The sequence below is a fragment of the Paenibacillus sp. S150 genome, from assembly GCF_019352175.1.
GTDB lineage: Bacteria > Bacillota > Bacilli > Paenibacillales > Paenibacillaceae > Paenibacillus_AQ.
This window is the reverse complement of record NZ_JACBYI010000041.1, coordinates 37,779-64,251: the sequence shown is the minus strand read 5'-3', so window position 1 is coordinate 64,251 and position 26,473 is coordinate 37,779. Positions and strand designations below refer to the sequence as shown.

At 54.3% G+C, this 26,473-nt stretch carries 24 protein-coding genes and 1 riboswitch; of the genes, 18 read left to right on the top strand and 6 right to left on the bottom strand.

The window, feature by feature from the left end; genetic code table 11:
• Positions 1-351 precede the first annotated feature (351 nt).
• The 4 genes from HYD27_RS25945 (at position 352) to HYD27_RS25930 (ending at position 3,005) form a co-directional block, all read left to right on the top strand.
• On the top strand, positions 352-1,587 hold the full coding sequence (locus HYD27_RS25945; RefSeq protein WP_219220051.1) for an IS110 family RNA-guided transposase: 1,236 nt from the start codon (positions 352-354) through the stop codon (positions 1,585-1,587).
• Positions 1,588-1,789: 202 nt separating this feature from the next.
• Positions 1,790-2,377 (top strand): CdiA C-terminal domain-containing protein, encoded by a 588-nt coding sequence (locus HYD27_RS25940; RefSeq protein ID WP_219220049.1) that lies wholly within the window; start codon positions 1,790-1,792, stop codon positions 2,375-2,377.
• Between the two features lie 16 nt (positions 2,378-2,393).
• Entirely contained in the window at positions 2,394-2,642 is a 249-nt protein-coding gene (locus HYD27_RS25935; protein ID WP_219220047.1) for a hypothetical protein, read from the top strand.
• A 177-nt stretch (positions 2,643-2,819) separates the two neighbouring features.
• A complete protein-coding gene (locus tag HYD27_RS25930) occupies positions 2,820-3,005 on the top strand; it encodes a DUF4926 domain-containing protein (protein ID WP_219220045.1) in 186 nt (61 codons plus the stop codon).
• 783 nt (positions 3,006-3,788) lie between these two features.
• Here the strand turns inward: HYD27_RS25930 and hpt are convergent.
• Genes hpt through HYD27_RS25915 form a run of 3 tightly spaced genes read right to left on the bottom strand, consistent with a single transcriptional unit; the run spans position 3,789 to position 6,445 of the window.
• Positions 3,789-4,322, bottom strand: coding sequence for a hypoxanthine phosphoribosyltransferase (hpt, locus tag HYD27_RS25925; protein ID WP_219220043.1), 534 nt, complete (start codon positions 4,320-4,322; stop codon positions 3,789-3,791).
• A gap of 16 nt (positions 4,323-4,338) precedes the next feature.
• Complete coding sequence (locus HYD27_RS25920; RefSeq protein ID WP_219220041.1) at positions 4,339-5,850, bottom strand: IMP dehydrogenase; 1,512 nt, start codon at positions 5,848-5,850, stop codon at positions 4,339-4,341.
• A gap of 34 nt (positions 5,851-5,884) precedes the next feature.
• Positions 5,885-6,445: a phosphoribosyltransferase gene (locus tag HYD27_RS25915; RefSeq protein ID WP_219220039.1), complete on the bottom strand. Its 561-nt coding sequence runs from the start codon at positions 6,443-6,445 to the stop codon at positions 5,885-5,887.
• A 166-nt stretch (positions 6,446-6,611) separates the two neighbouring features.
• Positions 6,612-6,714: riboswitch (purine riboswitch) on the bottom strand.
• Between the two features lie 248 nt (positions 6,715-6,962).
• Here HYD27_RS25915 and HYD27_RS25910 point away from each other — a divergent pair.
• The 12 genes from HYD27_RS25910 to HYD27_RS25855 all read left to right on the top strand — a co-directional run bounded on the left by HYD27_RS25910 (position 6,963) and on the right by HYD27_RS25855 (position 20,435).
• The gene (locus tag HYD27_RS25910) at positions 6,963-7,811 is read left to right on the top strand and encodes a protein phosphatase 2C domain-containing protein (protein WP_219220037.1); all 849 of its coding nucleotides are present in this window, start codon (positions 6,963-6,965) and stop codon (positions 7,809-7,811) included.
• An 87-nt stretch (positions 7,812-7,898) separates the two neighbouring features.
• Complete coding sequence (locus HYD27_RS25905; RefSeq protein ID WP_219220035.1) at positions 7,899-8,234, top strand: ArsR/SmtB family transcription factor; 336 nt, start codon at positions 7,899-7,901, stop codon at positions 8,232-8,234.
• A 102-nt stretch (positions 8,235-8,336) separates the two neighbouring features.
• On the top strand, positions 8,337-9,449 hold the full coding sequence (locus HYD27_RS25900) for an NADH:flavin oxidoreductase (RefSeq protein WP_219220033.1): 1,113 nt from the start codon (positions 8,337-8,339) through the stop codon (positions 9,447-9,449).
• 373 nt (positions 9,450-9,822) lie between these two features.
• The gene (gene hemA, locus HYD27_RS25895; protein ID WP_219220031.1) at positions 9,823-11,214 is read left to right on the top strand and encodes a glutamyl-tRNA reductase; all 1,392 of its coding nucleotides are present in this window, start codon (positions 9,823-9,825) and stop codon (positions 11,212-11,214) included.
• Between the two features lie 5 nt (positions 11,215-11,219).
• On the top strand, positions 11,220-12,044 hold the full coding sequence (gene ccsA, locus HYD27_RS25890) for a cytochrome c biogenesis protein CcsA (RefSeq protein WP_219220058.1): 825 nt from the start codon (positions 11,220-11,222) through the stop codon (positions 12,042-12,044).
• Between the two features lie 620 nt (positions 12,045-12,664).
• Positions 12,665-13,312, top strand: coding sequence for a precorrin-2 dehydrogenase/sirohydrochlorin ferrochelatase family protein (locus HYD27_RS25885; protein ID WP_219220030.1), 648 nt, complete (start codon positions 12,665-12,667; stop codon positions 13,310-13,312).
• A 223-nt stretch (positions 13,313-13,535) separates the two neighbouring features.
• Positions 13,536-14,489 (top strand): hydroxymethylbilane synthase, encoded by a 954-nt coding sequence (hemC, locus tag HYD27_RS25880; protein ID WP_219220028.1) that lies wholly within the window; start codon positions 13,536-13,538, stop codon positions 14,487-14,489.
• A gap of 5 nt (positions 14,490-14,494) precedes the next feature.
• Positions 14,495-16,042 carry a uroporphyrinogen-III C-methyltransferase gene (gene cobA / locus HYD27_RS25875; RefSeq protein ID WP_219220026.1) on the top strand — a complete coding sequence of 516 codons (1,548 nt, stop codon included), beginning with the start codon at positions 14,495-14,497 and terminating at the stop codon, positions 16,040-16,042.
• A gap of 167 nt (positions 16,043-16,209) precedes the next feature.
• Positions 16,210-17,208, top strand: a complete 999-nt coding sequence (hemB, locus tag HYD27_RS25870) for a porphobilinogen synthase (RefSeq protein WP_219220024.1) — start codon at positions 16,210-16,212, stop codon at positions 17,206-17,208.
• A 110-nt stretch (positions 17,209-17,318) separates the two neighbouring features.
• Positions 17,319-18,620, top strand: a complete 1,302-nt coding sequence (gene hemL / locus HYD27_RS25865) for a glutamate-1-semialdehyde 2,1-aminomutase (protein WP_219220022.1) — start codon at positions 17,319-17,321, stop codon at positions 18,618-18,620.
• Complete coding sequence (locus tag HYD27_RS25860) at positions 18,617-19,714, top strand: RluA family pseudouridine synthase (RefSeq protein WP_219220019.1); 1,098 nt, start codon at positions 18,617-18,619, stop codon at positions 19,712-19,714. Before hemL ends, HYD27_RS25860 begins: the two co-directional genes overlap by 4 nt.
• 100 nt (positions 19,715-19,814) lie before the next feature.
• Positions 19,815-20,435 (top strand): hypothetical protein, encoded by a 621-nt coding sequence (locus tag HYD27_RS25855; RefSeq protein WP_219220017.1) that lies wholly within the window; start codon positions 19,815-19,817, stop codon positions 20,433-20,435.
• 346 nt (positions 20,436-20,781) lie between these two features.
• Here HYD27_RS25855 and HYD27_RS25850 read toward each other — a convergent pair whose 3' ends face one another.
• Positions 20,782-21,015 (bottom strand): hypothetical protein, encoded by a 234-nt coding sequence (locus HYD27_RS25850; protein WP_219220016.1) that lies wholly within the window; start codon positions 21,013-21,015, stop codon positions 20,782-20,784.
• 517 nt (positions 21,016-21,532) lie between these two features.
• On the opposite strand from HYD27_RS25850, the gene ypfJ reads away from it, so the two are divergent.
• Positions 21,533-22,378 (top strand): KPN_02809 family neutral zinc metallopeptidase, encoded by an 846-nt coding sequence (gene ypfJ, locus HYD27_RS25845; RefSeq protein ID WP_219220014.1) that lies wholly within the window; start codon positions 21,533-21,535, stop codon positions 22,376-22,378.
• Between the two features lie 136 nt (positions 22,379-22,514).
• Here the strand turns inward: ypfJ and HYD27_RS25840 are convergent, their stop codons facing one another.
• Complete coding sequence (locus HYD27_RS25840) at positions 22,515-23,756, bottom strand: GGDEF domain-containing protein (RefSeq protein WP_219220011.1); 1,242 nt, start codon at positions 23,754-23,756, stop codon at positions 22,515-22,517.
• Between the two features lie 291 nt (positions 23,757-24,047).
• Here HYD27_RS25840 and HYD27_RS25835 point away from each other — a divergent pair, with 291 nt between their 5' ends.
• Positions 24,048-25,430: a LysM peptidoglycan-binding domain-containing protein gene (locus HYD27_RS25835; protein ID WP_219220008.1), complete on the top strand. Its 1,383-nt coding sequence runs from the start codon at positions 24,048-24,050 to the stop codon at positions 25,428-25,430.
• Positions 25,431-25,665: 235 nt separating this feature from the next.
• Here HYD27_RS25835 and HYD27_RS25830 read toward each other — a convergent pair whose 3' ends face one another.
• The gene (locus HYD27_RS25830; protein ID WP_219220007.1) at positions 25,666-26,418 is read right to left on the bottom strand and encodes a hypothetical protein; all 753 of its coding nucleotides are present in this window, start codon (positions 26,416-26,418) and stop codon (positions 25,666-25,668) included.
• Positions 26,419-26,473 lie beyond the last annotated feature (55 nt).

Here is a 26,473-nt window from a genome sequence, read left to right as displayed (position 1 = left end):
TATTCACTTGCCGACAGCGGAGAAAATCATAGATAAGATTCACGAGTACACAGAAGAACTGCGGCTAGACCTGCTTTATGTACGTCTGGAGAAGTCACATGTTGCTGGGATGTTAAAACTTACAGCTATCTAAGCATTAAGGGGAACAAGAGATTGCTAACGTATCTTTGCGGCACAGACCGCTCGAACTGAGGATGCAAACTTGTTTATCCAAGATGTTTTCGCCACTCGTTTGAGTGGTTACTAATGGGCTGTATACATACAGATCAAGCGATAAGGACAGCAAAGATTCTTGAATGCAACGAATCGAATCCATTAGTAACAATTCAAATACAGAGGGAGCAAAAGAGTATGATTGAACAGCAGAATTTAATCTATGTAGGAGTTGACCTGCATAAACAGCATCATACAGCCGTCATTATTGACTGCTGGAGTAAGAAGCTAGGGGAACTAAAATTCGATAACAAGCCGTCTGCCTTTCCTTTGCTGCTCAAGGAATTGAAGAAGTACACCAAGAAGGGCTTGTCAATCGTCTATGGGCTGGAGGATGTCGGAGGTTACGGCAGAGGACTCGCCGTCTATTTGAAGGACAATCGTTGCTGGGTGAAGGAAGTGAACGCAAAGCTTGCTAACGCCAGACGAAAGAGCCATGTGACCGTTCAGAAGTCGGATAGCTGGGATGCGGAATGCGTTGCCAAGGTACTTAGAGACGAGTTGGAGCGCCTGCCAGATGCTAAGCCTATTGATTTGTATTGGGCGATTAGCCAGCTTGTGACGCAGCGAAGATGGTTGGCTAAGAGTTTAACGGAAACGGTAAAGAAGCTGCACCAGCAAATTAGCTATTCCTATCCCAGTTATAAAAAGTTCTTCTCTGAAGTGGAGGGGAAAACGGCACTCGCCTTCTGGGAAACGTACCCATCACCGTATACCTTGAAGGACGTGTCAGAGGAAGCCCTTGCTGTATTCTTGCGAAAGTACAGCAACAATGGATTGTCTCATAAGAAGGCAAATCAAATTCTTACACTGATCGACGCAGACGGAGAAACGTATCGGGATTATCAGCAGTCACGAGATTCAGTAGTGGTGAGTCAAGTGGAATCAGCTCGGTTTTTTCAAGAACAATTAGTCAGTATAGAGGACGAAATTGATTTCTTATTGAAGCGTCTTGGCTTCCAACTTGAATCCATGACTGGGATAGATGTGGTCACAGCAGCACAGCTTGTGGCAGAGATTGGCGACATCTACCGATTTTCATCTCCCGACAAGCTTGCTCGTTTTGCTGGCATTGCACCTGTAACTGTAGGTTCAGGAAACAAGTCACGAAACTACAAAAGTAAGCAAGGGAATCGGGAATTGCATAATATCATCAAGAGCCTTGCGATTCGTCAGATTGGGGTCACCCGTACCAAGAGAGAACCAAAGAATGCCTATTTTCATGCTTATTATGAGCGAAAGATAGCTGAGGGAAAAACCAAACAACAAGCAGTGGTCTGCTTAATGAGGAAGCTGGTAAACATCATCTACGTCATGATGAAGAAAAAGTCAGCCTACGTGATGCCGAATACACCTGCACAGCAGGCAGGATGATAGAATGGGTGGTAATTGGGAGTGCTTTCTCAGTTGCCACCTTGTTTATTTAAAGCTCCGCTTTATAAACTAGGATACGTATGAAGGGCAGATTGATAATCCGCTGACGCAGAATTTGTATACGTATGTGCATAATAATCCGTTGATTTATAGTGATCCGACTGGACATACTGCTGAATGGGGAGCTGGGGTCGGAGGAAGTATGGGAGAAAAGCAGTATGTTGATTTATCGACCCTTACTCAAATCCAGTTAACGTCTATTATTGCGGATAGTAGTAATTCACAAGATACAAAAGCAGCAGCAATGGCTGAAATCATGAGAAGAAATTTCATGTTAGTCGAAAACGGTATGATAAGTGCTGCAAAAGGGGCTAGTTCTGCAGCGAAAATGTTAGGGAAATTTTTGGTGAAAGGCGGTAAGACAGGAACTCTTCTTATCGAAAAAGGTGGTTCATTTTCAGCGAGTGAAATAAGAGCAGCGGAATATATGAAAGATTTAGGAAAGAATGTGATATTGAGAATGCCTGTCGGGACAAGAGCAGCAGGTGAAACTTCGGATTTACTAGTTAATGGAATTAACTATGATGTGTATACACCGATAACAAATAATGTAAATAGAATTATTGGTTCAATCGCATCTAAAAACTCTCAGACAAGTGGAATTATTTTAGATTTATCTCAAACTTCTGTCACAGCAGATCAATTAGGAGATATATTGGCTAGAGTAAGAGGGGGTGTTAAAGCTGGTGGGAAGACACCGAATATAACAGACATTATTATTTTGCCCTAAAATTAAGGAGGGTCTTATGCCAAAAATCAGATGTAAATGTGGGGAATTACTAAGGTTTGGTGATATACCGTGCAAAATTGAATACAAATTCATCTCTGATGTGGAGTATGATCAATATCAAGAACAAATCGATTCTGAAATATTATATCTAAATATGAAAAGCTTTCTACAATGTGATGAATGTGGAAGACTATGGTTTTTTTGGGATGGATTTAACAATCCGCCTAAAGAGTATGTTCTAAATAAAATATCAAATGAATCATGAATGAGGGCTTTTAACTCATTCTCTTATGGTGAAAAAACCACTTGCGAGTAGCATACTGGTTATACCCCTGTCAAGTAGACAGATGAAAAAAGCGAAGCAGCCAGCGCGTGCCGATACTCAATCAGCGCGCGCTGTTTCCTACAAAAAAATAACTGCATTAAGATAATGGAGGCTTGCATGTTTAATGAATATGATGTGGTTTTTGCATCAAGAGAATTATCGGAGATAGTTTTAAGAGGATGCAAGGGAGTTATAGTGATGGTATTTGATAATCAAAAAAAAGTATATGAAGTGGAATTTCTCAATGATGATGATGAAACATTAGATATTTTAACGGTAAAAGAAGAAGATATTCACAAGTAATAGAGATATATTTGTCTGATCACATCTCATGCGAGCAAAATGAAGTGCACTCTTTAGAATAGACATTGGAATAAACCCAGGTTTTATCCGATGAAATTTTAGGGGGTGCTTTTTTAATGGAAATAAAATAAAAGGGCGGAAGTTTAAACATAATCCAGAATATTAAATTAAGGGGTGTAGATCAAATACCAAATTTTAGATGGACTTCAGATCACAGGCCTATAAAAGAATTATTTGAATACTTACAGTTTAGCTGCAGTGATATTAGCCTATCTTTAGCGTAAGAGACAGGGCAAGAATCAAGAACTTTCAGATCCAGGCTATTATCATCCGTAGAAAACGAACGTATCGTACGATTCAAGAGGTTGAAGTAAGCGGTGGACGAACTGCAGAAAGGAAGTATTCGAATGTTTGATTTCGCAGAAATTAGAAAATGGGTTCTAAAACAAGATGTTGAAACAAAAAGCAAATAAGCATAATTGAAGCTCCTAACTAGGTTGAGTTAGTGATTACAGGAACGGTGGAGGGTGATTTTCAGGGATTGGTTAAGACTAGATTAAAACTAGATTAAAACCGTTCCTGGAAACAAGAGTGAAAGTTCTGATTGAGGAAATTTATAATACAAGAGTGAATAACAGTTTTACAGAAACCCATGGGTATTTATGAAACAATAACCTCATTTCACAAGAACCTTTCTATAAAAAGATTGTGAATCCTTAATTTTCAGAATAAGTAAAGGAGGCAGTCGCTTGATTTCCAAGCGCTGCCTCCTTTACTTCCCACTCATCCTTCCCCAGTCGCCACCACCCACACCTCCGGCAGGTTGCGGAACTGCTCCGCATAGTCCAGGCCGTAGCCGACGACGAATTCGTCGGGGATGTCGATGCCGCAGTAGTCGATGGGGACGTCGATGAGGCGGCGGGAGGGCTTGCTGAGGATGGTGCAGATGCCGACGCTGGCGGCCTCGCGCATGAGGAACAGCTCGCGCAGATGCTGCAGGGTCAGGCCCGTGTCGATCAGATCCTCAACGAGCAGGACATGCTTGCCGCGGATGTCGGTGTCGATGTCTTTTTTGATCGTAATGACGCCGGAGGAGGTGGCGCTGGCGCCGTAGCTGGATACGGACATGTAGTCGATCCCCACCGGGAGGGTGATCACGCGCATCAGGTCGGACATGAACACCGCCCCGCCCTTGAGGATGCCAATCAGCACCAATTCCTTCCCCTCGTAGTCCTGTGAGATGGCTGCCCCCAGTTCTTTGACCTTCTGCTGCAGCTCGTCAGTGCTTACCAGTATTTCCTTGAGTCCTTTCATCACGTCCGCTCCTTATGGATCAGGATGTTCTGTCCTTCTCCTTCAGCATAACATCATGTGCCCCGCCTTCGTAAATGGTTGTTGAGGAAACCAGGGTGATTTTGGCATGCTGCTGCAGCTGCGGGATCGTGAGTGCGCCGCAGTTGCACATGGTCGATTTGATTTTGCTGATGCTGAGGTCCAGGTTGTCTTTGAGTCTGCCGGCGTAAGGGATGAAGGAATCCACGCCTTCCTCGAACTCCAGCTTGCTTTCCTTGTCGGCATTGCCGAAGTCGTACCGCTGCCAGTTGCGGGCCCGGCTGGAGCCTTCGCCCCAGTACTCTTTGACGAAGTTGCCGCCGACCAGCAGCTTGCGGCCCGGGCTCTCGTCGAAGCGGGCGAAATAGCGGCCCAGCATCACAAAGTCGGCCCCCATCGCCAGGGCAAGGACGATATGATAGTCATGCACGATGCCGCCGTCGGAGCAGATCGGGACGTAGACGCCCGTTTGCTCGTAATATTCCTGGCGGGCTGCCGCCACTTCGATCACGGAGGAGGCCTGGCCGCGGCCGATGCCTTTTTGCTCCCGGGTAATGCAGATGGAGCCGCCGCCGATGCCGACCTTGACGAAGTCCGCGCCTGCTTCGACGAGGTAGAGGAAGCCTTCTTTGTCCACGACGTTGCCCGCCCCAACCTTTACGCTTTCGCCAAACGTTTCCTTAATATACCGGATCGTCTCCGCCTGCCATTCGGAATAGCCGTCCGAGGAGTCAATGCAGAGCACATCCGCGCCTGCTTCCACCAGCGCGGGAACGCGCTCCTTATAGTCTCTGGAATTGATGCCCGCACCGACGATCAGCTGCTTATTGCTGTCATGCAGCTCCAGCGGATACTCCTGGTGGCTGTCATAATCTTTGCGGAAGACGAGGTGCACCAGATGGCCGCTGCCGCTCACAATCGGCAGGCAGTTCAGCTTGTGGTCCCAGATCATATCATTGGCTTCGGTTAAGGTGATCCCTTCATTGGCGTAGATCAGCGAAGACAGGGGAGTCATGAACCCGGTAATCGCACAGTCCGGCGGCAGGCGGTTCTCGCGGTAATCGCGGCTGGTGACGATGCCCATCAGCTTGCCGGTCGGCTCACCGTTGTCCGTAATGGCGATGGTGGAATGGCCGCTGCGGGCTTTCAGCTCCAGCACATCCTTCAGGGTATCCTCCGGGCGCAGGTTGGAGTCGCTGAGCACGAAGCCTGCCTTGAACTTCTTCACCCTGCGGACCATCTCGACCTGCTGCCCGACGGATTGCGAACCATAGATGAAGGAGATTCCGCCGCTTTTGGCCAGGGCAATTGCCATGTTGTGGTCGGATACAGCCTGCATTACGGCGGAGGTTACAGGGAGGTTCATTGTCAGAGCGGGCGTCTCTCCCTTGCGGAATTTGGTGACAGGGGTCCGAAGATCGACATTTCCCGGAATGCATGCTTTGGTTGTCAGATTCGGCACCAGCAGGAATTCACTGAACGTTCTGGACGGCTGATCATAATAGTAAGCCATTTCGTGGTCACTTCCTCTCTGGGTTTGTTGGACACTATACCTGGGACAAGAATCGTACCGGGACGCCAATATCCGTTTCCAGCTGTTTGTAATGCCTGCCTTTGGCCAGAATCGCCTGCACACCGACAAGCTCAATCCCCATGTGGACCATTTGCTGGGCGATGCAGCGGATCGTAGCGCCTGAACTGATCACATCATCCAGAAGAAGCACACGGTCACCGGCCGTAAATCCGTCAAAATAAATATAGTTCTCGTTGTACGCCGTCTCGCGTTTGATGCTGACCTCGTAGTTTTCATACAATTCGGTGCTGAGACGCAGAATGTTCATCGGCTTCATCAGCTTGTAGGCCGCCAGCATGCCCCAGGTATGCCCGCCCGGTTCGGGAGATACGATATAATCAAAGGCGGGGAACTGCGCGGTGATGCTCTCCGCAAGGCTGTCGGTGATTTCACTGATCAGCTCGGGATCAATGTAGGTTCCGCGTTCACCGAAGGGATACAGCTTGAAATCATAGGCGGTGTCCTTGTTTTTGTAAATTCTCACATTTTTGGCCTTGCTGATGGATTCGCTGAGCTTTGCATAGGATGCGCTCATAGTCTTCACTCCTTAAAAGTTGGGTTAGCGTATACTTCTTGCGGTTCGCTTCGTGCAGAACTTCTGAAATATACAAAAAAACCCGGGCACAAGAGACACCTTGAGGCTGGGCGGCATCACGGAAGAGCGCAAAAAAATTATGCGGGCTCTCGCCTTGAATATCCTTCAGCCTTGCGGTGCCTCTTGTAGCCTGGGGCAATTTACGGTTGCCTGTAGAAACGCTCAAACCAAATTAATGAGCTTATACAAGAGGTATGAAATTAGTGAATTATGAATGTAAAAGTAACATTATGCGGGGATTGGATCGCTTTTAATCATGTATATGTCAGAAACAGTGACTTCAATCATTTGTTATATGCTATCATTCGCAATATTGTGTGTCAATAATTCATTTTTGCGTCATGAAAATTAACATAATCCAGATGATGTGGTTGCATGCGGATTTTGCTGTATGCCTTTTAATTATTTTTGTGTTAGATTTAAGGACAACTACAGCAAGAAGGAGTGGACAAGCTCGATGCCGGATTCAACGCAATGGAGAATGGATGCATGTTCAATTCAGGGGGACGGGGAATGGAATGAGGACGCCCTGGCAGTCAATGAGGCTGCGTCCGTCTATGGTGTGGTGGACGGGGCGACCTCGCTGTCAGCTTACCGTAACGTCGAGGGGAAGACCGGAGGATATATCGCCGCACAGCTGGCCGCCGCACATTTCATCGCTATGGAAGGCAGGGCGCTGGAGCAGACTGCCGTGCAAGCGAACCTGGCTTTGCAGGAGGCCATGGCTGCGGAGGGTGTGGACCTCACCGATGCCTCCGGCCGGTGGTCGGCCGCTCTGGTCATCGTGCAAATCCATGAATTCAGCATCGATTATGTGCAGGCCGGCGATTGCATGCTGCTGGGCAAATACAGGGACGGGACGTTAAGGGCGCTGACGCATTCCCAATTGGCGCATGTGGACAAACGGACGGTGGAGCGGATGCAGGAGCTGCGCGCCGAAGGAGTGGAGAACCCGGCCGAGCTGCGCAGAAGGCTCATGCCACTGCTGCAGGACAACCGTAAAAGGGCCAATACGCTCGAAGGCTATGGCGTACTGAACGGCGACCCCCGTTTCCCGCAGTTCCTGGAGAGAGGGACGTTCAACCGGGCGAATCTGGAGAGTCTCTATATGTTCACGGACGGGTTGTACACCGGAGCGGAGCGGTGGGAGGATGTGATCAACGGCCTGGACACCCATGGGGCGGAGGGCTATGCCAGAGAACTATACCGGAAGGAGCAAGCAGACCGGCTGCTGCTGGAAGTTCCACGGCTGAAGGTCTCTGACGATAAGTCTTGTGTCGTGCTGCATTTGGACGGAAGCAATTGAATTTGGAGAAATCTTAAATCCAATTTAGCTGTAAGAGCAGAACTTTTGGTATACTGAAAAAAAACAACTTAGAATGGATGTTAATTGATGACTAACGAAGAGATGCTTGCTGTGCTGAAGGCATTGTCCAATGAAACCCGCCTCAATATCCTCTGCTGGCTGAAGGAGCCGGAATTGTTGAACGAGGAGCTGCCCAAGGTCATAAAAGAAGAGTTCCCGGGCAGTGTGTGCGTGGGAAGCATTCAGGAGAAATCCGGCCTGGCGCAGTCGGTGATCTCTTCTTACCTGTCGTCTATGCAGAAGACCGGGCTGCTGGAGACCCGGCGCTACGGACAATGGACGTATTACCGGCGCAATGAAGAGGCGATCAGCGCTTTCCTGGAGGGAATTACGGCGGGACTGCAAGCAAGGAAGGAAGGATGAGCCGGCGAAATAAATTCCGCAGGGCTTGCATTGTAATCTATTAATCTATATATTCGTATATATCGATATTAAATTCATTCATTTGCAGGAGGAGCCCATAAAATGACCCAGTCCAATTCAGCAGATGTGCTGTTCAAGCCTTTTGAAGGAGGCAGATTGAAGCTCGGTAATCGTATTGTCATGGCCCCGATGACACGCTCCTTTTCACCGGCGGGCGCTCCGGGTCCCGACGTGGCCAGCTATTACCGCCGCAGAGCGGAAAACGGCGTTGGCCTCATCATTACCGAAGGCACGGTTATTAACCATCCTGCGGCAGCCGCCGACCACGGTGTTCCGCATTTCTATGGAGAGGAAGCCCTGGCAGGCTGGTCGCAGGTCGTCCGGGAAGTGCATGCAGCCGGCGGAAAAATCGCTCCGCAGATTTGGCATACCGGCATGGCCCGTGAGCGGGAGAAATTCCCGGATTCCACAGCCAGCCCCGTCGGGCCTTCAGGTCTTAGCCTGACCGGCGAGTCTCTATCCGAGCCGCTGACAGTTGAGGAGATTCGGGATATTGTGAAGGCGTACGGTCAAGCCGCCGCTGACGCGAAGCGCATTGGCTTCGATGCGGTGGAGATTCACGGTGCGCACGGTTACCTCATTGACCAGTTCTTCTGGAATGTCACGAACAAGCGTACGGATGAGTATGGAGGCAACCTGATTGAACGTACCCGATTCGCGGTGGAGGTTATCGGGGCGGTGAGAGCCGCCGTCGGACCCGGCTTCCCGGTCATCTTCCGTTTCTCGCAATGGAAGGCGGGGAATTACGGAGAAAAGCTTGCGGCAACTCCAGAGGAGCTGGAGCGTTTCCTCGCAGTTTTGTCTAATGCCGGCGTTGATATTTTTCATGCCTCCACACGCCGGTTCTGGGAGCCGGAATTTGCCGGCTCAGATCTCAACCTGGCGGGCTGGGCACGCAAGCTGACCGGCAAGCCGTCAATTACTGTTGGCTCTGTCGGACTGGACTCCGACGTCGCCTCGCTGTTCACGGCGGGCAAGGGAGGGCAAGCCGCCGGCATCGACAACCTGATCGAGCGTCTGGAACGCGGAGAGTTCGACCTCGTTGCCGTCGGCCGCGCATTGCTGAGCGATCCGGCCTGGGCAGCCAAGATTCGTGACGGCCGTACCGAAGAACTGCTTCCGTTCACCCGTGAGGACCTTGCAACACTGAAATGATCTCATAAGAGTGCTTGCTGCAGAATAGGTACAGGCACTAACAACAAAGGCCTTTAATCCTGCGTTAGCCGGGGGTTAAAGGTTTTTTGCTGTAAGCTGTTTTCATAAATTCCCATTAAATAACCGATTCTAGACAAGAGGCTGAGTTGTAACGAGATCGCCCTATTTTAATGACGACAAAAGTGCTTTGCTTGTTTATAATAATTATTATCTGGATTTCATAAATAGTTCAAAGGTTCTGCCAAAAGCCGTATTTTCATGTGATATACTTAACACAGCGTTTGAGGAACTTGTGAAAGTGGTACCAGTGGATTTGGGAAGAGCGGCAACAGTGCCTGCACCAATGAATAGAGATTAGGATGGTGAACAAACGATGCATATTGTCGTCGTTGGCCTGAATTACCGTACGGCGCCCGTAGAGGTCAGAGAACAGTTCGCTTTTGCCGAAAAGGATCTGCCTGCGGCTCTGCATCAGCTGATGCAGACCAAAAGCGTGCTGGAAGGGGTCGTCGTCGCCACCTGCAACCGGACGGAAATTTATGTGGTTGTGGACCGGCTTCACATGTGCGGATATTTCATCCGCAGCTATATGGAGCAATGGTTTGGAGTGAAAAGCGATGTATTTGCACAGCATATGTATATATACGAAGATGAGCAGGCGATTGCCCATCTGTTCCGGGTAACCTGCGGCCTCGATTCGATGGTGATCGGCGAGACGCAGATTCTGGGACAGGTGCGCAGTGCTTTTTTGACCGCGCAGACGGAAGGCGTGACGGGAACCTGGTTCAACCGGCTGTTCAAGCAAGCGGTAACATTGGGCAAACGCGCTCATAGCGAAACATCGATTGGCGAAAGCGCAGTATCTGTCAGCTATGCGGCTGTGGAGCTGGGCAAGCGGATTTTTGGCATGTTCACCGGCAAAAGAGTGCTGATTCTCGGCGCCGGCAAAATGAGCGAGCTGACGGTGAAGCATCTGTACAGCAGCGGTGCGGCGGAAGTGATTGTCGCCAACCGTACCCTGGCGCGGGCTATAGAGCTGGCCGGGAAGTTCTCGGGCAGACCGAGCACGATTGAGCAAGCCCTGCAGCATCTGGATGAGGTGGATATTGTGATCAGCTCGACGGGAGCGGACGGCTATGTGCTGACAGCCGGTCAGGTGGCCGAAGGCATGAAGAGCCGTCCGTCGCGGCCGCTGTTCATGATTGATATTGCCGTTCCGCGTGACATTGATCCGGAGGCGGCGGGTGTACCGGATGTATTCCTGTACGACATCGATGATCTGGAAGGCATTGTGGAAACCAATCTGGAAATGCGCCGCATTGAAGCCGCCAAGATAGAGGTCATGATTGAAGAGGCGCTGGAGGATTTCCAGCTGTGGCTGAAGACGCTGGGTGTCCGGCCGGTCATCCGCGCCCTTCAGGACAAGTCGAACGGAATTTATGAAGATACAATGGACAGTCTCTTCAACAAGCTGCCCGAGCTGGACGAGCATCAGCGCAAGGTGATCCGGCGCCTCACCAAAAGCATTGTCAACCAGATGATGCATGATCCCATCAATGTGATCAAGGAGCTGTCCGGCGGCAAGCAGGGAACCGAAGCTCTGGAGTACTTCACGCAAATCTTCGCGCTTCAGGAGCAGCTTGGCTCCGGGCCGGACGGCGAAAGTCCTGCACCGTCGGAACGGAAGGAAGCTGAACGCTCCTCAGGCGGCGATTTCACGCTGCCGAAGTCGGTGTTCGCTCCGGCAGGTCTGCTGGGCGGGTGAACAAGATGCAACTGCTGAACGGAATATATGACGCCGCTCTGCTGCTATATGCCCTGGGCCTGCTGTTTATTTTCTCGGATTGCCTGAAGCGCAATCCGGGCGGGAAGCGGCTGGGCACAGGGCTTCTTGTTGTTGTGGGGCTTTTGCAGGCGTCAGGCCTGGCGGTGCGGTTCTCCCAGGAGGAAGGCCTGCCGATTTTCACGCCGTATGATTTCCTGTTCTGGTTCTCCTTTCTCATTGTGCTGACCTCGCTTGCGGTTGCCTACACCCGCGGGGGGGAGTTTACGATTCTGCTGCTCAGCATGGCGGGCTTCAGCGTCTTTTTGCTGAACCGGGTCTGGCTGACCGCCGGGGATCATACGCTGCAGAGCTGGAGTGCGGTGCACGGGTGGCTGGCGATGCATATTATTTTGGCCAACCTGAGCTTTGCCGCACTGACATTGGGGACGGTATTTGCCATAATGTATTTGTTCCTGCATACACGGCTGAAGCACAAAAAATGGGATGACCGCATCCGCCGCCTGCCCAGCCTGGAAACGATGGACAGATATTCGTATACAGCAATTCTGGCCGGTGTTCCGCTATTGCTGGCTTCGCTGGTGCTGGCCGCGATGTCGATTGTCGCCGAAGGGCGCACGCCGCTGTTTCAGGATTCCAAGGTGCTGACCACGCTGATCGGGCTTGCGGTCTACATTGCCTACATCATCCTTAAGCGCTCCGCCCGGCGCAGCGGCACCTCCATGGCCCGTTGGGCCATCGTCGGCTACGGCTTCATTATCCTGAACTTCCTGCTGAATTCCTGGTCCGACTTTCACGGCTGGGGAGGGTGAAAAGGGGCAGTGGGGAGGCTGGTCCTGCATGCGGCGGCCGGAAGGATGCCGCATGCAGGTACAGCAGTGTTATGAAGGAAATGGTTGTCTGCGTTCTAGTGCGACTGAGTTATGTGTGTGAATGAGACAGCGCTGAGCCTAAGGGCGATTGCGCAGCATGGGAGCAATGTGTGTGTGCGTGCGGCTGCTATTGTTGTAAGTGGGATTGGGATATGCGTGGGAGTACTGTCTGTGCAGTGTGCCTAAGAGACTGCGACGAAATAAAGTACCGCTTCATTGTTGACAAAACTCCCAAAACCGTGGAGATTTTGTCAACAAAAGCGGGTACTAATTTCCTCGCAGCTCCTAAGTGCGAAATGCTGCGCATATGAATGCATCCGTAATGGATTTTATCTGTGCTCTGCTTATGATTAGAATGCCCGTTCGGCCGGATGAACTTAAGTATAAGAAAGAATGATATGTCGAAGGGGTTCCCTTCGGCCATAGCAGTAGTAAAATTGAGAAGGAGTTAATGGTGATTCCGGCTGGGACAGGTGCACAGAGCACGCTCTTAAGCTGCTTGGAATTGCTGCAGATCAGACCGGAGGCTTCAGTATTGGCCGGAGTAGGAGTGTGGCTTCATGGTGAAGTATTTCCCCATAATGCTGGACCTGCAGGACCGGCGTGTGGTTGTCATTGGCGGCGGCGCGGTGGCCGAGCGCAAGGCGGGCGCACTTCTGGAAGCCGGGGCGGCGGTGGTACTGGTCAGCCCTTCGCTGACCGGAACGTTAGCCGCACTGGCTGAAGCGGGGCGGCTGTGCTGGGTCAGCCGCCGCTATGCCCCCGGAGATCTGGAGGGGGCATTCCTGGTCTACGCCGCCAGCAATGAGGCGGCGGTGAATGAGGCGGTGGCCCAGGAGGCGCGCAGCCTGGGCCTTCCGGTGAATGTAGCCGGCCGGGCCGAGGCTGGCAGCTTCATTACCCCCGGCGTGCTTCGCCGGGGGCGGCTGACGGTCGCCGTGTCGACCTCAGGCGCGGGACCGTCAGCCGCTGCGAGAATTACGGAGCAGCTGGCCGGGATTCTGGGCGAGGAGTATGAGCCCTATCTGGATTGGCTGCACGGCATGCGGGCCGAGATTAAGCGCAGGGAGCTGCCGCCCGAGCTGCGCGGGCGGCTTCTGCGCAGCCTCGGGGAGGCCGATGTGTTGAACCGGATGAGGCAGGGCACCTTTATAGAGTGGAGTGCGGAAGAGATCGACGACTGGATCGCCCGCAACCTTGAGCGCTAATGTGCGGGGAATACCGGGATTTTGGAGGAAGAGAGCTGGCTGCTAATGAAGCCGGAACAGGTGCCGGACTTGGCGCAGAGGAGAGAACAGCTGTTGCGCGTATGACCCAGCGCCGGAAACGGCGGAATCAAAGGCAGAAATACCTTTGAATAAGAAGCCGGGGCCGGAAACGGCCAGTGCGTGCGAAGCAGCGGGTGAGGATGGTTACCAGGAGGGATGGAGCATGAGGAAAATTATTGTAGGAAGCAGACAAAGTGCGCTTGCGCTTACGCAGACAGGGCAAGTGGTTGCGGATCTGGAGCGGCTAAGCGGGGAGCAAGGGTTGGAGTTTACTTTTGAAGTGCACAAGATTGTGACGAAGGGCGACCGTATTCTCGATGTGACGCTGTCCAAGGTAGGCGGCAAGGGATTGTTCGTGAAGGAGATTGAGCAGGCCATGCTGGCTCATGAGATCGATATGGCTGTACATAGTATGAAGGATATGCCCTCCGAATTGCCGGAGGGCTTGATAAATGGCGCGGTTCCGAGGCGTGCGGACCCACGGGATTGCCTGATTTCCAGCGGAGGGCTTTCGCTTGAGGAGCTGCCGCAGGGCGCGCGTGTCGGCACCAGCAGTCTGCGGCGCTCCAGCCAGCTTGCCGCTTTGCGGCCTGACCTTAAGATTGAGCCGGTGCGCGGCAATATCGACTCGCGGCTGCGCAAGCTGGAAAGCGGCGAATACGACGCGATCCTGCTGGCGGCGGCAGGGTTGTCACGGATGGGCTGGCAGGACCGGATAACGGCGTATTTGCCGCCTGAGGTCTGTCTGCCCGCTGTAGGCCAAGGGGCGCTCGGGATTGAGTGCCGGACGGATGATGCCGAACTGCGGAAGCTGCTGGAGTTATACAATGATGAGCACACGGCGCTGACGGTAGCGGCGGAGCGGACCTTCCTCGGCGCACTGAATGGCGGCTGCCAGGTGCCGATTGGTGCGTATGCGGTACTGGGAGCGGAAGTCGCCGCAGCAGGCTCTGTCCGCCGGATGATCAAGTTGACGGGAATGGTGGGAACACCGGACGGCTCGGTCATTCTGAAAGAAACCGGCAGTGGAGAAGATCCGGTGCAGCTGGGTGAAGAAATTGCGGGGAAGCTCATCGCCGGGGGAGCGGAACAGATTTTGGCAGATGCAAGGGGATGAGGGAATTGACGGGGAAGGTTTATCTGGTAGGCGCGGGGCCGGGGGATGCGAAGCTGATTACGCTCAAAGGCCTGGAATGCATTAAGAAGGCGGATGTGCTGGTATACGACCGGCTGGCTAGTCCCAGATTCCTGAAGTGGATGAAGCCCGGCGGGCAAAAAATATACGTAGGCAAGCTTCCGGACCGCCATACGATGAAGCAGGAGGAAATCAACCGGCTGCTGGTTGATTTGGCGCTGGAGGGCAAGACGGTGGTGCGGCTGAAAGGCGGGGACCCGACGATTTTTGGCCGTGTGGGCGAAGAGGCGGAGCTGCTGCGCAGGCACGGTATTTATTATGAGATTGTGCCGGGCATTACCTCGGCCATCAGTGTTCCGGCATATGCCGGAATTCCGGTGACCCACCGGGACCTGGCGTCTTCACTGTCGATTATTACGGGCCATGAAAGCCCGGATAAGCTGGATCATTCCATTCACTGGGATAAGGTGACGAATGCGACGGGTACACTGGTATTCTTGATGGGCGTGGCCAAAATCGGCTATATCAGCGCCCAGCTGATCAAGCACGGGCGGCCGCCGGAGACGCCGGTGGCCCTGGTGCGCTGGGGCACCCGTGCGGATCAGGAGACGCTGACCGGCACGCTTGCCGACATTGAGGCGAAGGTGAAGGCGGCGGATTTCCAGCCGCCGGCAGTCATCGTCGTCGGCGAGGTCGTGCTGCAGCGCGAGCAGCTCATGTGGGCAGAGGCGCTGCCGCTGTTCGGCAAGCGCATTGTGGTCACACGGGCACGCAGCCAGGCGAGCGAGCTGGTGGAGCTGATCGAGGAGCTCGGCGGCGAGCCGTATGAGTTCCCGGTGATTGAGACGAGGATGCCCGAAGGCACGGAGAAAAAAGCGGGCATTGCCGCCGCGCTGGGGGCGCTGGAAGAATACGATTACGTGTTCTTTACCAGTGCGAACGGCGTGGAATTTTTTTGGCGCCACCTGGAGGAGCTGAAGGTGGACGTCCGCAGGCTGCACCGCGCCCGTATCGGCGCGGTGGGACCGGCCACGGCCGCGGCGCTGGCGCAGCGCGGGCTGATGGCCGAGGAGCTGCCTGGACGCTTCCAGGCAGAGGGGCTGCTCGAAGCCTTCGGGCCAAGGCTGCAGCCGGGCCAGAAGGTGCTGCTCCCGCGCGGCGACCTGGCGCGCGGGTGGCTGCCGGCCAAGCTGCGGGAGCTTGGCCTGGAGGTCACCGAAGCGGACACTTACGAGACTGTGGTGACCGGCGAGGATGATGCTGAGCTGCTGAAGCTGCTGGAGGAGAAGCGTATTCATGCGGTGACCTTCACCAGCTCTTCGACGGTTCGCAACTTCCTCGGCATTCTGCGGCGCATGGGGCTGGAGGACCCGCTCCGGCTGCTGGCAGGCGTCAAGATTGCCTGCATCGGTCCCGTAACCGAACAAACCGCCGTGGAGGCGGGACTTACGCCGGGACTTCTTCCGGAGGAAGCGACAATAGAAGCTTTGGTTCAGGAGCTGTGCCGCTGGAACGAGTCAACGAGGGTGAGATAGCTTCGGTTTTTTTCGCAGGCGGAGCAGCTGTATTTGCTCCAAATAAAAAGGGATGCGAAATACCGTATTTCTGGCGCTAATTGTGCTCCTGCTTTGCTATCAACAGCCCAAGCTGCATCCACAGCTCTATTTGTGTTTAAATATCTACTGTACAGGAGGATGAAATAATGGGTTTTCCAATTACAAGGCACCGCCGTTTGCGGGGGACAGCCGGAATCCGCGGGATGGTGCGGGAGACGGTTCTGAATACGCTGGATTTCATCCAGCCGATTTTTGTGACCTGCGGAACGGGTGTGAAAAATGAGATCGGCTCCATGCCGGGCGTATTTCATTTTTCGCTGGATACGCTGAAGGCGGAGGTGGACGAGATTGCGGCGCTGGGCATTCCGGCCGTGCTGCTGTTCGGGATTCCCGAAACGAAGGATGCGGTCGGTTCCTCTGCGTTCGCTGAGGATGGGATTGTGCAGGAAGCCACGCGGCTGATCAAAAAATGGTACCCCGAGCTGCTCGTGGTTGCGGATACCTGTCTGTGTGAATTCACGGATCACGGTCATTGCGGCATGGTTCATACCCATACGGTGGACGGCGTGGTGCACGGGGATGTGATCAACGATGCTTCGCTGGATCTGCTGACCCGCACGGCTGTGTCCCAGGCCCGGGCCGGTGCGGACATTATCGCCCCATCCAACATGATGGACGGCTTCGTGCATGCGATCCGCGCCGGGCTTGACGAGAACGGCTTCGAGCATGTGCCGATTATGTCCTATTCGGTAAAATATGCTTCGGCCTTCTACGGCCCGTTCCGTGAAGCCGCCGGCTCCGCACCGCAGTTCGGGAACCGTAAAACGTATCAAATGGACCCCGCCAATCTGCGCGAAGCGATCCGTGAAGCGGATTCGGATGTGCTGGAAGGCGCGGACATGCTGATGGTGAAGCCCGCTCTTGCATATCTGGATGTCATCCGCACCATCCGTGACCAGTTTGATCTGCCGCTGGTTGCCTACAATGTGAGCGGTGAATATTCCATGGTCAAAGCGGCGGCGCTGCAAGGCTGGATCGACGAGCAGGCGGTTGTGCTGGAGATGCTGACCGGGATGAAACGCGCCGGAGCGGACATCATTATTACCTATTTTGCCAAAGATGCGGCACGCTGGCTGCGCGGGTAAGCGGAGATAAGCAGGCTTCAGTTTTCTCAGGATGAAATTATCCGGTTGGCCTGACGGACTTTAAGAGGCTGGTGACAGCCAACAAATCGAACAGGACAGGAGTGGAGACTATGGAGAGCGTGCCTTTGGCGCGGCGGGAAGAGGCTTCCCGCAAGGCTTTTGAAGAAGCTAAGCAGTACATCCCCGGCGGGGTGAACAGTCCGGTCCGGGCGTTCAAGTCTGTGGGGCTGACCCCGGTATATATCGATCATGGCCAGGGCTCGCGCATTTACGACATCGACGGCAACAGCTTTATCGACTACGTCTGCTCGTGGGGACCGCTCATTATGGGCCATGCCCATCCTGAGGTGGTTAAGGCACTGCAGGAGACGGCGGTCAAAGGGACAAGCTTCGGTGCACCGACGCTGCTGGAGACGGAAATGGCCAAAACCGTGGTTGAGCGCGTGCAGTCGGTGGACATCGTGCGCATGGTCAATTCAGGCACGGAAGCTACCATGAGTGCGATTCGCCTGGCCCGGGGCTATACCGGACGCAGCAAAATTCTCAAGTTCGAAGGCTCCTACCATGGTCATGCGGACAGCCTGCTGATCAAAGCCGGATCGGGTGTGGCCACACTGGGGTTGCCGGATAGCCCCGGCGTTCCCGAAGGCGTGGCGGTGAATACGATAACCGTACCCTACAATGACCTGGAAGGGGTCAAAATCGCCTTCGAACGCTACGGCAATGAGATCGCCGCTGTAATCGTGGAGCCGATCGCCGGGAATATGGGCGTTGTGCCGCCGCTTCCGGGATTTCTTGAGGGGCTGCGCAAGGTGACTACGGGCTACGGCGCGCTGCTCATTTTTGACGAGGTGATGACCGGGTTCCGGGTGGACCGGGGCTGTGCCCAGGGGCTGTTCGGCATGGAGCCGGATCTGACCTGCTTCGGCAAAGTGATCGGCGGCGGTCTTCCGGTTGGCGCTTATGGCGGCAAAAGGGAGATTATGGAGCAGATTGCCCCTGACGGACCGATCTACCAGGCGGGGACGCTCAGCGGCAATCCGCTGGCGATGGCAGCGGGTCTGACTACGCTTAACCTGCTGACACCGGCGGTGTATGACCGTCTGGAAGCGCTCGCCGCGCGCCTGGCAGCGGGACTTGCACGCAATGCGGCCGAGACCGGTATTCCGCTGACAGTTAACCGTGTCGGCTCCATGGTCTGCCCGTTCTTCACCGAAGGCCCGGTGACCAATTACGATACGGCCAAAGCCAGTGACCTGGACAGATTCCGCGCGTATTTCGGCAAAATGCTGAACCAGGGCATCAGCGTCCCGCCTTCGCAATTTGAAGGCATGTTCGTCTCTGCCGCGCACAGCGAGCAGGATATTGACGATACGCTTGAGGCCCATTATCGGGCCTTGAAGTCGCTGTGACGGCGGAGAAGCAGCCGTTGTCCTTGCCGGGCGCAGGGGGCGGGTCCTGGACCCGCCGCGGGGAATGGCTGGAGGCCATGCCCGGCAGGGTGATTACGGCCGCGGCAGATCCCGCGCCGGCCATTGACCGCTGGCTGCTGGACACCGTGGGGATGCCCGCGAAGCTCCATGCGCGCCTGCGCCGCGAAGGCGGCATCCGGTGGAAGGGCGACCGCCTGCGGCTGGCGCTGTTTCCTTACCGCGAAGCGGGGCTTGAACCGGTGTGGCAGGAAGCCGTGGTGCTGTTCGAGGATGACTTCTGCCTCGTTGTCCATAAGCCTGCCGGTATGGCGGTTCATCCTGACGGCAGCGGGACAGAGGTCACGCTGGACCATGTGGTTGCCGCACATTATGCGGCGTCTGGCGGCGGAGTCGCTGTGCGCCATATTCACCGTCTGGACAAGGATACGACTGGCCCCGTGCTGTACGCGAAGAATGAGTATGCCCAGCTGGCGCTTGACGAGGACATGCGCGCCAAAGCCGTCTCACGGCTGTACGCCGCGATTGTGCAAGGCATCGTGCCGCCCGGGCTGAAGGTGATCGATGCCCCGATTGGCCGCGACCGCCACCATGCAGCGCGCAGACGGGTATCGCCGGGCGGGCAGGAGGCGGTGACGCGGATTATTGGCCGCGAGGCTCTGCGGGGCGGCACCGTGCTTAAGGTGCAGCTGGAGACCGGGCGTACGCACCAGATTCGCGTCCATCTCAGCCATATGGGCCATCCGCTCTATGGGGATGGCCTGTATGGCGGTCCGTTCTGGACCGCTGGTCAGGCTGGAGCGTCTCGCGGCCGCGAGGATATAGGTTCCGGTTTCGATGCCGCTGATACTCCCGGATTCCGCCCCGAGGGCTTGGGCCCGGCTGCATCCGGCCTTCCCGGTTCCGGCCGTGCTTCCAACGTTATCCGTTCCGGCGGAAGGCAGGCGCTGCATGGCGAGTCGCTTGCCTTCCGCCATCCATGGACCCGGGAGAAGCTTGAGGTGGCCGACCCCTGGCCCGAAGATATGCTCCGGTTGCGGGCGCTGCTCTGCGGAGGGCCTCAGACTCCGGCGTGATTGTATTTTCCTGTCGACATGCACATTAAGAGCCTATCCCAGAATAAATTAAGTAAGAACTATGGGTAAGAAAAAAGTAAGAGGGGATGAGAGTTAGCTCGTGCGCCTGAACAACGGCAATTCTGCCGTTATTTCAGATCGCACGGTCCAGCCCCGCCTGAACAACGGCAATTCTGCCGTTATTTCAGGTCACGCGGTCCAGCCCCGCCTGAACAACGGCAATTCTGCCGTTATTTCGGGGTGCACGGTCCAGCTCCGCCTGAACAACGGCAATTCTGCCGTTATTTCGGGTCACGCGGTCCAGCTCCGCCTGAACAACGGCAATTCTGCCGTTATTTCGGGTCACGCGGTCCAGCTCCGCCTGAACAACGGCAATTCTGCCGTTATTTCGGGGTGCACGGTCCATCCCCGCCTGAACAACGGCAATTCTGCCGTTATTTCAGGTCACGCGGTCCAGCTCCGCCTGAACAACGGCAATTCTGCCGTTATTTCAGGTCACGCGGTCCAGCTCCGCCTGAACAACGGCAATTCTGCCGTTATTTCGGGGCGCACGGTCCAGCCCCGCCTGAACAACGGCAATTCTGCCGTTATTTCAGGTCACGCGGTCCATCCCCGCCTGAACAACGGCAATTCTGCCGTTATTTCGGGGCGCGCTGCAGTAATCTTGGGAATAATCTCACACAGCGAGCGAGAAAGAGTAAGCGAAGGAGTGTGGAAGTAAGCGTTGGGAAGGGAGCTGCCGGACGCTCAGCTTGCCCACTCCGCACCTGCACAAAGGGATAAGCCCAAAAAGCAAAAAAAGCACACTACACGGGTGCCTATAGACTGGACACTCAGAAAAAAGGGATGCGGGGTGTTGTTCGTTTTGAAAGAAGACACGGAACATGAAGCCTTACTTCATTTCGCCCGCGCACGGATCGTTTGGAGAAGAGTACTGCCCGCCCATTCCCTGTTAACCTATTTGGGATAAGTTCTAAGATTGAATAAAACCCCGCAAGCTGCGCTACGGCAGGCTTGCGGGGTTTATTCAATGCAGACCTCTCTCTGCTGCCTTCCGCCGAATCGGCCTATGCCCTCCCCCGCTGACTGGTCCGCAGACCGGACTTTAGCCTGAGCTCATATGCCTGAATATACCCGCGGCCTGCTTGGGTCAGCCGGTCCGCGCTTACATAGCCGGCTTCTTGAATATGCTTCAGCACCGTATTGAATTCTCTGGGATGCACACCAATTTTCCGGACCTCCGGCTCCTGCTCTTTTTCAATGATTTTCAGAATTTGATATACCGGATCAGCGCTTGTCAATGCAATCAGCATCCTTTCTAACGGGAGTAAGCTTGGAATCCTCAATGAAGCAATGAGACAGCGTATTCCCGCCGGGTCCTATTGGTGACACCTTGAACTATAATAGACAATGAGCATGGGAGGGTGGATAAATTGTGCGGACAACGGCTGCTGTGAAGCACTCCCGGATTAGTACCAAATCAGCCCTGCTATAGAGTATATTAACATCACTTCCGAAAATTAACCGGAGCATGGGATGGATCTCCGGCTGACAGCGATCTTCAGTCACGGTAAGCGGTACACTCTTCTGAAGCGTTTTGCTCCCCCGGCTGTAGGACAGTGTCTTTATCCGCAGATTTTGGGTATAACACTAATAGACATCCATGCCGCTCTTTCGCGGCACTCCAGGTGATGGACTTTCAGGAAGGACCCTGGAACTGGTTTCGCCCATTCAGGGATTTCCCACCCGATATCCGCTGTTCGGATATCGTTATGCTAAATTCAAAATAACAATGCGCGAAGGACAGGGGGCAGCACCATGCGGTGGCAGGGAAGAAGAGGCAGCTCAAATGTGGAGGACCGCCGGGGCATGGGCGGCGGGAAGCTGGTAGGCGGAGGCATCGGAGGCATTATTGTCATCGTGATTGTAACGCTGCTCAGCGGCGGGAATGCCGGAGATATTCTTGGAGCGATCACCTCCGGAGGGACAAATTCTTCGGCGCCTTATGAGCAGACGGCGCAGGAGAAGGAGCTGGCAGACTTTGTGTCCGTTGTGCTGGCGGATACGGAGGATGTGTGGACCGAGATCTTTCAGGAAGAGGGCAAGGCTTATCAGGACCCGACGCTTGTGCTCTATACCGGAAGCGTGAATTCGGCCTGCGGCACGGCAACGTCGGCGGTGGGGCCGTTTTATTGTCCGGGTGATGCCAAGCTGTACATTGATCTCAGCTTTTATGACGAGCTGCAGCAGCGCTTCCAGGCGCCGGGCGATTTCGCCATGGCCTATGTAATTGCCCATGAGGTGGGGCATCATGTGCAGACGCTGCTCGGCACCACAGCGAAGCTGGATTCGCTCCGCCAGAGCCTGGCCGAGACGGAATACAACAAATACCAGGTCCGCTTCGAGCTGCAGGCCGATTATCTGGCCGGAGTCTGGGCCAATCACGCCCAGGGGATGAACCTGCTGGAGGAGGGCGATCTGGAAGAGGCGCTGACGGCAGCAAGCGCGGTCGGCGATGATACAATCCAGAAGCAGGCGCAAGGGTATGCGGTGCCGGACAGCTTCACGCACGGCACTTCGGAGCAGCGCAAGCGCTGGTTCTACAAGGGCTTCAATTCCGGCACAATTGAAGGCGGAGATACCTTTAATGCCGCAGAGCTGTAAATCAGCCGGATACCTCCAAAGAGCCGTTTCCCCGGTAACCTAGCCGGCGGAACGGCTCTTTGCTGCGGCAACGGAGTGCCTGGCGGACGAGCGGCAGGCACAGCGGTGCGCCTCCGGCTGCGCACTCTCCGCTGCGTCAGGCTTCCAGCTCATTTTTATACGATAGCCGGTTCCGGCCAAGCTTTTTAGATTCCAGCAGCAGCTGGTCGGCATAAACATATCCTTTTTCAATGGACGTTTTCTGGCCGGGGTCGGCCTTGTAATAATAGAGCCCGAAAGAAGCCGAATAAGCCACGCTGATCTGCTTGTCCTCATATTCGGCGGTAACGCTGTGTCCGGCAATTGCGTCCAGGATCTTCTGAATCTGCGCATAGCAGGCCTCGAAGGATTTATGCCTCAGGAACATGGTGAACTCTTCGCCGCCGCTGCGGAACAGGATGTCCTTTTCCAGCATGTGCGCCTTGAGGATATCGGCAAAATGGATGATCACCCTGTCGCCGACGGCATGATTATAGGTATCGTTGATTTTTTTGAACCGGTCAATGTCAGCGACGACGATGCCGATGCACTCTCCGCTGTGGTCCAGCTCCTGCATCATTTTGTCCATATGTGCACGGTTGTAGATTCCTGTCAAAAAGTCGCGGTAGGCCATCTGCTCGAACTTGTCCCGTTCAAATTTGTGCTGGGCGCTTTGCGACTTGGAATAAAAAGAGAGGCTGACGATGTAGTTCAGCAGGAACAGCGCGATTACCATCTCCCAATTCCCCATCTGCAGCAGCCGCAGCAGCAGCGCATTGGTCAAGGCCACCTTGCTGAAGTCCAGCAAATTTCTGCTGCGCAGCAGCAGGTTCATGGCCTCTTTGCGGGTGGTGATGTCGCCTGAGAGCGCAAAGGTCATTGTAATGAAGCCAGAGGACAGAAATGTTGTCACACAGACTACAAGGAGAAACAGCAGCCAGTAGCCCAGCGGGAACCTGTCGGCGTAAGGGTGGAGCAGGGTATAGAGGTAGTATCCGGCTGAGCCGCCGAGCGTGAAGGAACCGATATTGTAAAAGGTATCCAGCAGTTCTCCGGGATCGGCGGATTTTGTCTTCTTTTTATAGAAAAACACCGTAAACCGGTAGAACAGCTCGAATAAAAAGGTACCCAGCGGTCCGGCGAAAATGCCGAAGGAAGAGGTGTAGCTGATCGCATAATCTATATTGGAGTTGCCGCTTCGGGTCACAATGCGCAGTTGAAAATAAAAGCTGGAAAATGCCCAGTATAGAATCAGAGCTTTGAGATATGTATGGTCCAGCACCACAGCGTGTCTCGCGCCGAAGGCTACGGCCAGGGAGGCAACAAACAGAAAAAGGTCAAATAACCTTGCTTTGGACATAACGTTTGCCTTCCTTTCAGGAGTTATTCCGATTATACCCGAAAATTCCGATTGTGATTAAAAGTTATTTTGGAAGTTTGCCATCTATCCATGTCCCGGCCCGGGGTCTTGTCATACAATAATTTGCTTCTCTCTGAGCAGACAGACAATCCCCGGTTCTACTGGCATAAGCTGCATCCAAAGTTGTCATGCCCCAGCGATTCAAGCATATACATGAGGGGAGTAACATTTTGGGCTTATGCTCTGGGCTTGTCTCAGGGTTAGATTATGCCAAGAAGGAGGACATTTCCCGTGTTTGACCAGTCCCACGGCTTGCGGTTTGATATTTATGAACGCATTCATCTGCCTGCAGAACTTCCGGGGATCGCTGAGCTGGAAGAGGTTGAGCTGATCCCGGACATTCAGGTAATTCAACGGGAGGACCGTGCCGAGCTGTATGGCCAGCTGCTGCTTACCGGACTCTACCGCGGAGAAGATGACCGGACCCAGCGTCTGGAGCATGCGATTCCCGTTGAGATCACAGTTCCGCTGACACGGGTCAGCTCGCTTGAAGACATAGGGGTGGAGATCGAGAATTTCGATATTGACCTGCTTACGATGCGCACTGTCAATATCACCGGCGTACTCTCGCTGCGCGGAATCGGCAGCGGTGAAACGCAGCCGGCCTGGCAGCAGGAGGAGTACACGGTGGCTTATTCTGCCGAGGAGGAGGAGCGGAGCCAGGAAGCGCAAGCTGACAAGCGTGAGCACGAGAATGATGCGCTCTATGAGAATTCGCTCTGGACCTACGGAGAAGGAGCGACGGACGTTGCTGCCCCTGAGCACGAGCATGCCAACGCTGTACCAGCGGAAAATTCCGCCTCTGCGGTGAATCCGCTGTTTCTGGATGGAGCGGTATATGCTCAGCCCGCCGCATTTGCGGAGCCGCAGGCAAAGGACAAGGAATCCAAGGTCCGGACCCACAGCTTGGATGCCCAGTCCAGCTCTGCCGCTCAGCCAACAGACCACTGGCAAAAGGCCGATAAAGCCGTCCAGGAGCCGGTTGCCAGCCACTTTTTCACTGCGAATGCCTTGAATACTGCGGAAACCGCGCAGGTTTCGGGCAGTACGGACGCGCCGGATACCAAGGCCGGCCAGCCGGACGCTGAGATTCATGCCGCATATCAGGAGGAGCCTGCAAGCTATGCCCAGCCCGTGGAGAAGGCGGAAGCCTTGCCTAATGAGGCTGCGGCGGAGTCCGTGCAAGAGAACGTGAGCGAGAACGAGAATCTGGTGCCGCCCGATGTTCAGCCCCTCTCCGAGGAGAAGCCTGATCTGAAGATTGCCCTCGGCAGCAAGCAAGAAGAGAAGCCCGAAGCACAGGAGCATCTCACGTTCTCTTCTCTGCTCAGCTCTAGCCGGGCCCGCAAGGAACAGGAGAATCAGCAGGAACAGGAGCCGGAATCCCTTGAGGCGGCTCCGGATAGCGGCAATGATACGGAATGGAAAAGCAGGTTCATCGGGGGTCTGGGCGGAACGGAGCTGTTCCGCAAGGTCCGCCTCTGCATTGTGCAGCGGGAAGAAACGCTGGATACGATTGCGGAGAAGTATCAGCTCAGCGCGCGCGAACTGGTAATGTACAACCGTCTCTCCGGACAGAATGTGGAGGAAGGCCAGGTTCTCTATATCCCTTGATCCTTCCTGCTTGCTGCAAACCGCAAAAAGCCCGCAAAGCAGCGACTCCCGTTATTGGAGAATCGCTGCTTTGCGTTTTGTTCAAATATAAGAATTTATCCTGAATTTCGAAAGTGAATTGAACAATTCCAGATCGGACAAGGGATAAACCCTCTTTTTCCATCACCCATTGGGTGCAAGCTGTTTTTAGCAAAAAATCCCTTTATGTAGAGCTTTTTAGACGAATTGTGGATACTTACTTTCGAAATTCAGGTTTATATGTTTTGGGGAAGCGAAGCTTATCCGTTATTTCACGGCTGCGCTGTAAATGAAAGAATGGATCGGGACTTCGGCCAAGCAAACTGCGCGATTGCGTTGGCCGCAGCGGGGTTAGGTAGAGGGAATCAAAGGCAGAAGTGCCTTTGATTTCGCGCGAAGCCGGCAGGACGAGGGAATCAAAGGCAGAAGTACCTTTGAATTCGCCCGAAGCCGGCTGGACGAGGGAATCAAAGGCAGAAGTGCCTTTGATTTCGCCCGAAGCCGGCTGGACGGTGGAATCAAAGGCAGAAGTACCTTTGATTTCGCCCGAAGCCGGCTGGACGAGGGAATCAAAGGCAGAAGTGCCTTTGATTTCGCCTGAAGCCGGCTGGACGGTGGAATCAAAGGCAGAAGTACCTTTGATTTCGCCCGAAGCCGGCTGGACGAGGGAATCAAAGGCAGAAGTACCTTTGATTTCGCCCGAAGCCGGCTGGACGAGGGAATCAGAGGCAGAAGTACCTTTGAATTCGCCCGAAGCCGGCTGGACGGTGAAATCAAAGGCAGAAGTGCCTTTGAATTCGCCCGAAGCCGGCTGGACGAGGGAATCAAAGGCAGAAGTGCCTTTGATTTCGCCCGAAGGCGGCTGGACGGTGGAATCAGAGGCAGAAGTACCTTTGAATCCGCCCGAAGGCGGCTGGACGGTGGAATCAGCGGGAAATGCTTCTTCTCCTCCCCACTGAAATGGCAGCATTCTTATATAGGACACCGATAGGCGTCTTTCTTAAAAGATAAGACTTTATCCTGAA

What these genes read in the sequence shown, in the direction of transcription:
- HYD27_RS25940 (WP_219220049.1), top strand. Translation starts at nt 1,790, where the DNA reads ATGGGAGAAAAGCAGTATGTTGATTTATCGACCCTTACTCAAATCCAG.
- HYD27_RS25900 (WP_219220033.1), top strand. Translation starts at nt 8,337, where the DNA reads ATGACCCAGTCCAATTCAGCAGATGTGCTGTTCAAGCCTTTTGAAGGA.
- HYD27_RS25840 (WP_219220011.1), bottom strand. Translation starts at nt 23,756, where the DNA reads ATGTCCAAAGCAAGGTTATTTGACCTTTTTCTGTTTGTTGCCTCCCTG.
- HYD27_RS25930 (WP_219220045.1), top strand. Translation starts at nt 2,820, where the DNA reads ATGTTTAATGAATATGATGTGGTTTTTGCATCAAGAGAATTATCGGAG.
- HYD27_RS25905 (WP_219220035.1), top strand. Translation starts at nt 7,899, where the DNA reads ATGACTAACGAAGAGATGCTTGCTGTGCTGAAGGCATTGTCCAATGAA.
- hemB (WP_219220024.1), top strand. Translation starts at nt 16,210, where the DNA reads ATGGGTTTTCCAATTACAAGGCACCGCCGTTTGCGGGGGACAGCCGGA.
- HYD27_RS25935 (WP_219220047.1), top strand. Translation starts at nt 2,394, where the DNA reads ATGCCAAAAATCAGATGTAAATGTGGGGAATTACTAAGGTTTGGTGAT.
- ccsA (WP_219220058.1), top strand. Translation starts at nt 11,220, where the DNA reads ATGCAACTGCTGAACGGAATATATGACGCCGCTCTGCTGCTATATGCC.
- ypfJ (WP_219220014.1), top strand. Translation starts at nt 21,533, where the DNA reads ATGCGGTGGCAGGGAAGAAGAGGCAGCTCAAATGTGGAGGACCGCCGG.
- HYD27_RS25945 (WP_219220051.1), top strand. Translation starts at nt 352, where the DNA reads ATGATTGAACAGCAGAATTTAATCTATGTAGGAGTTGACCTGCATAAA.
- HYD27_RS25885 (WP_219220030.1), top strand. Translation starts at nt 12,665, where the DNA reads ATGGTGAAGTATTTCCCCATAATGCTGGACCTGCAGGACCGGCGTGTG.
- hemL (WP_219220022.1), top strand. Translation starts at nt 17,319, where the DNA reads ATGGAGAGCGTGCCTTTGGCGCGGCGGGAAGAGGCTTCCCGCAAGGCT.
- hemA (WP_219220031.1), top strand. Translation starts at nt 9,823, where the DNA reads ATGCATATTGTCGTCGTTGGCCTGAATTACCGTACGGCGCCCGTAGAG.
- HYD27_RS25910 (WP_219220037.1), top strand. Translation starts at nt 6,963, where the DNA reads ATGCCGGATTCAACGCAATGGAGAATGGATGCATGTTCAATTCAGGGG.
- HYD27_RS25915 (WP_219220039.1), bottom strand. Translation starts at nt 6,445, where the DNA reads ATGAGCGCATCCTATGCAAAGCTCAGCGAATCCATCAGCAAGGCCAAA.
- HYD27_RS25920 (WP_219220041.1), bottom strand. Translation starts at nt 5,850, where the DNA reads ATGGCTTACTATTATGATCAGCCGTCCAGAACGTTCAGTGAATTCCTG.
- HYD27_RS25830 (WP_219220007.1), bottom strand. Translation starts at nt 26,418, where the DNA reads ATGCTGCCATTTCAGTGGGGAGGAGAAGAAGCATTTCCCGCTGATTCC.
- hemC (WP_219220028.1), top strand. Translation starts at nt 13,536, where the DNA reads ATGAGGAAAATTATTGTAGGAAGCAGACAAAGTGCGCTTGCGCTTACG.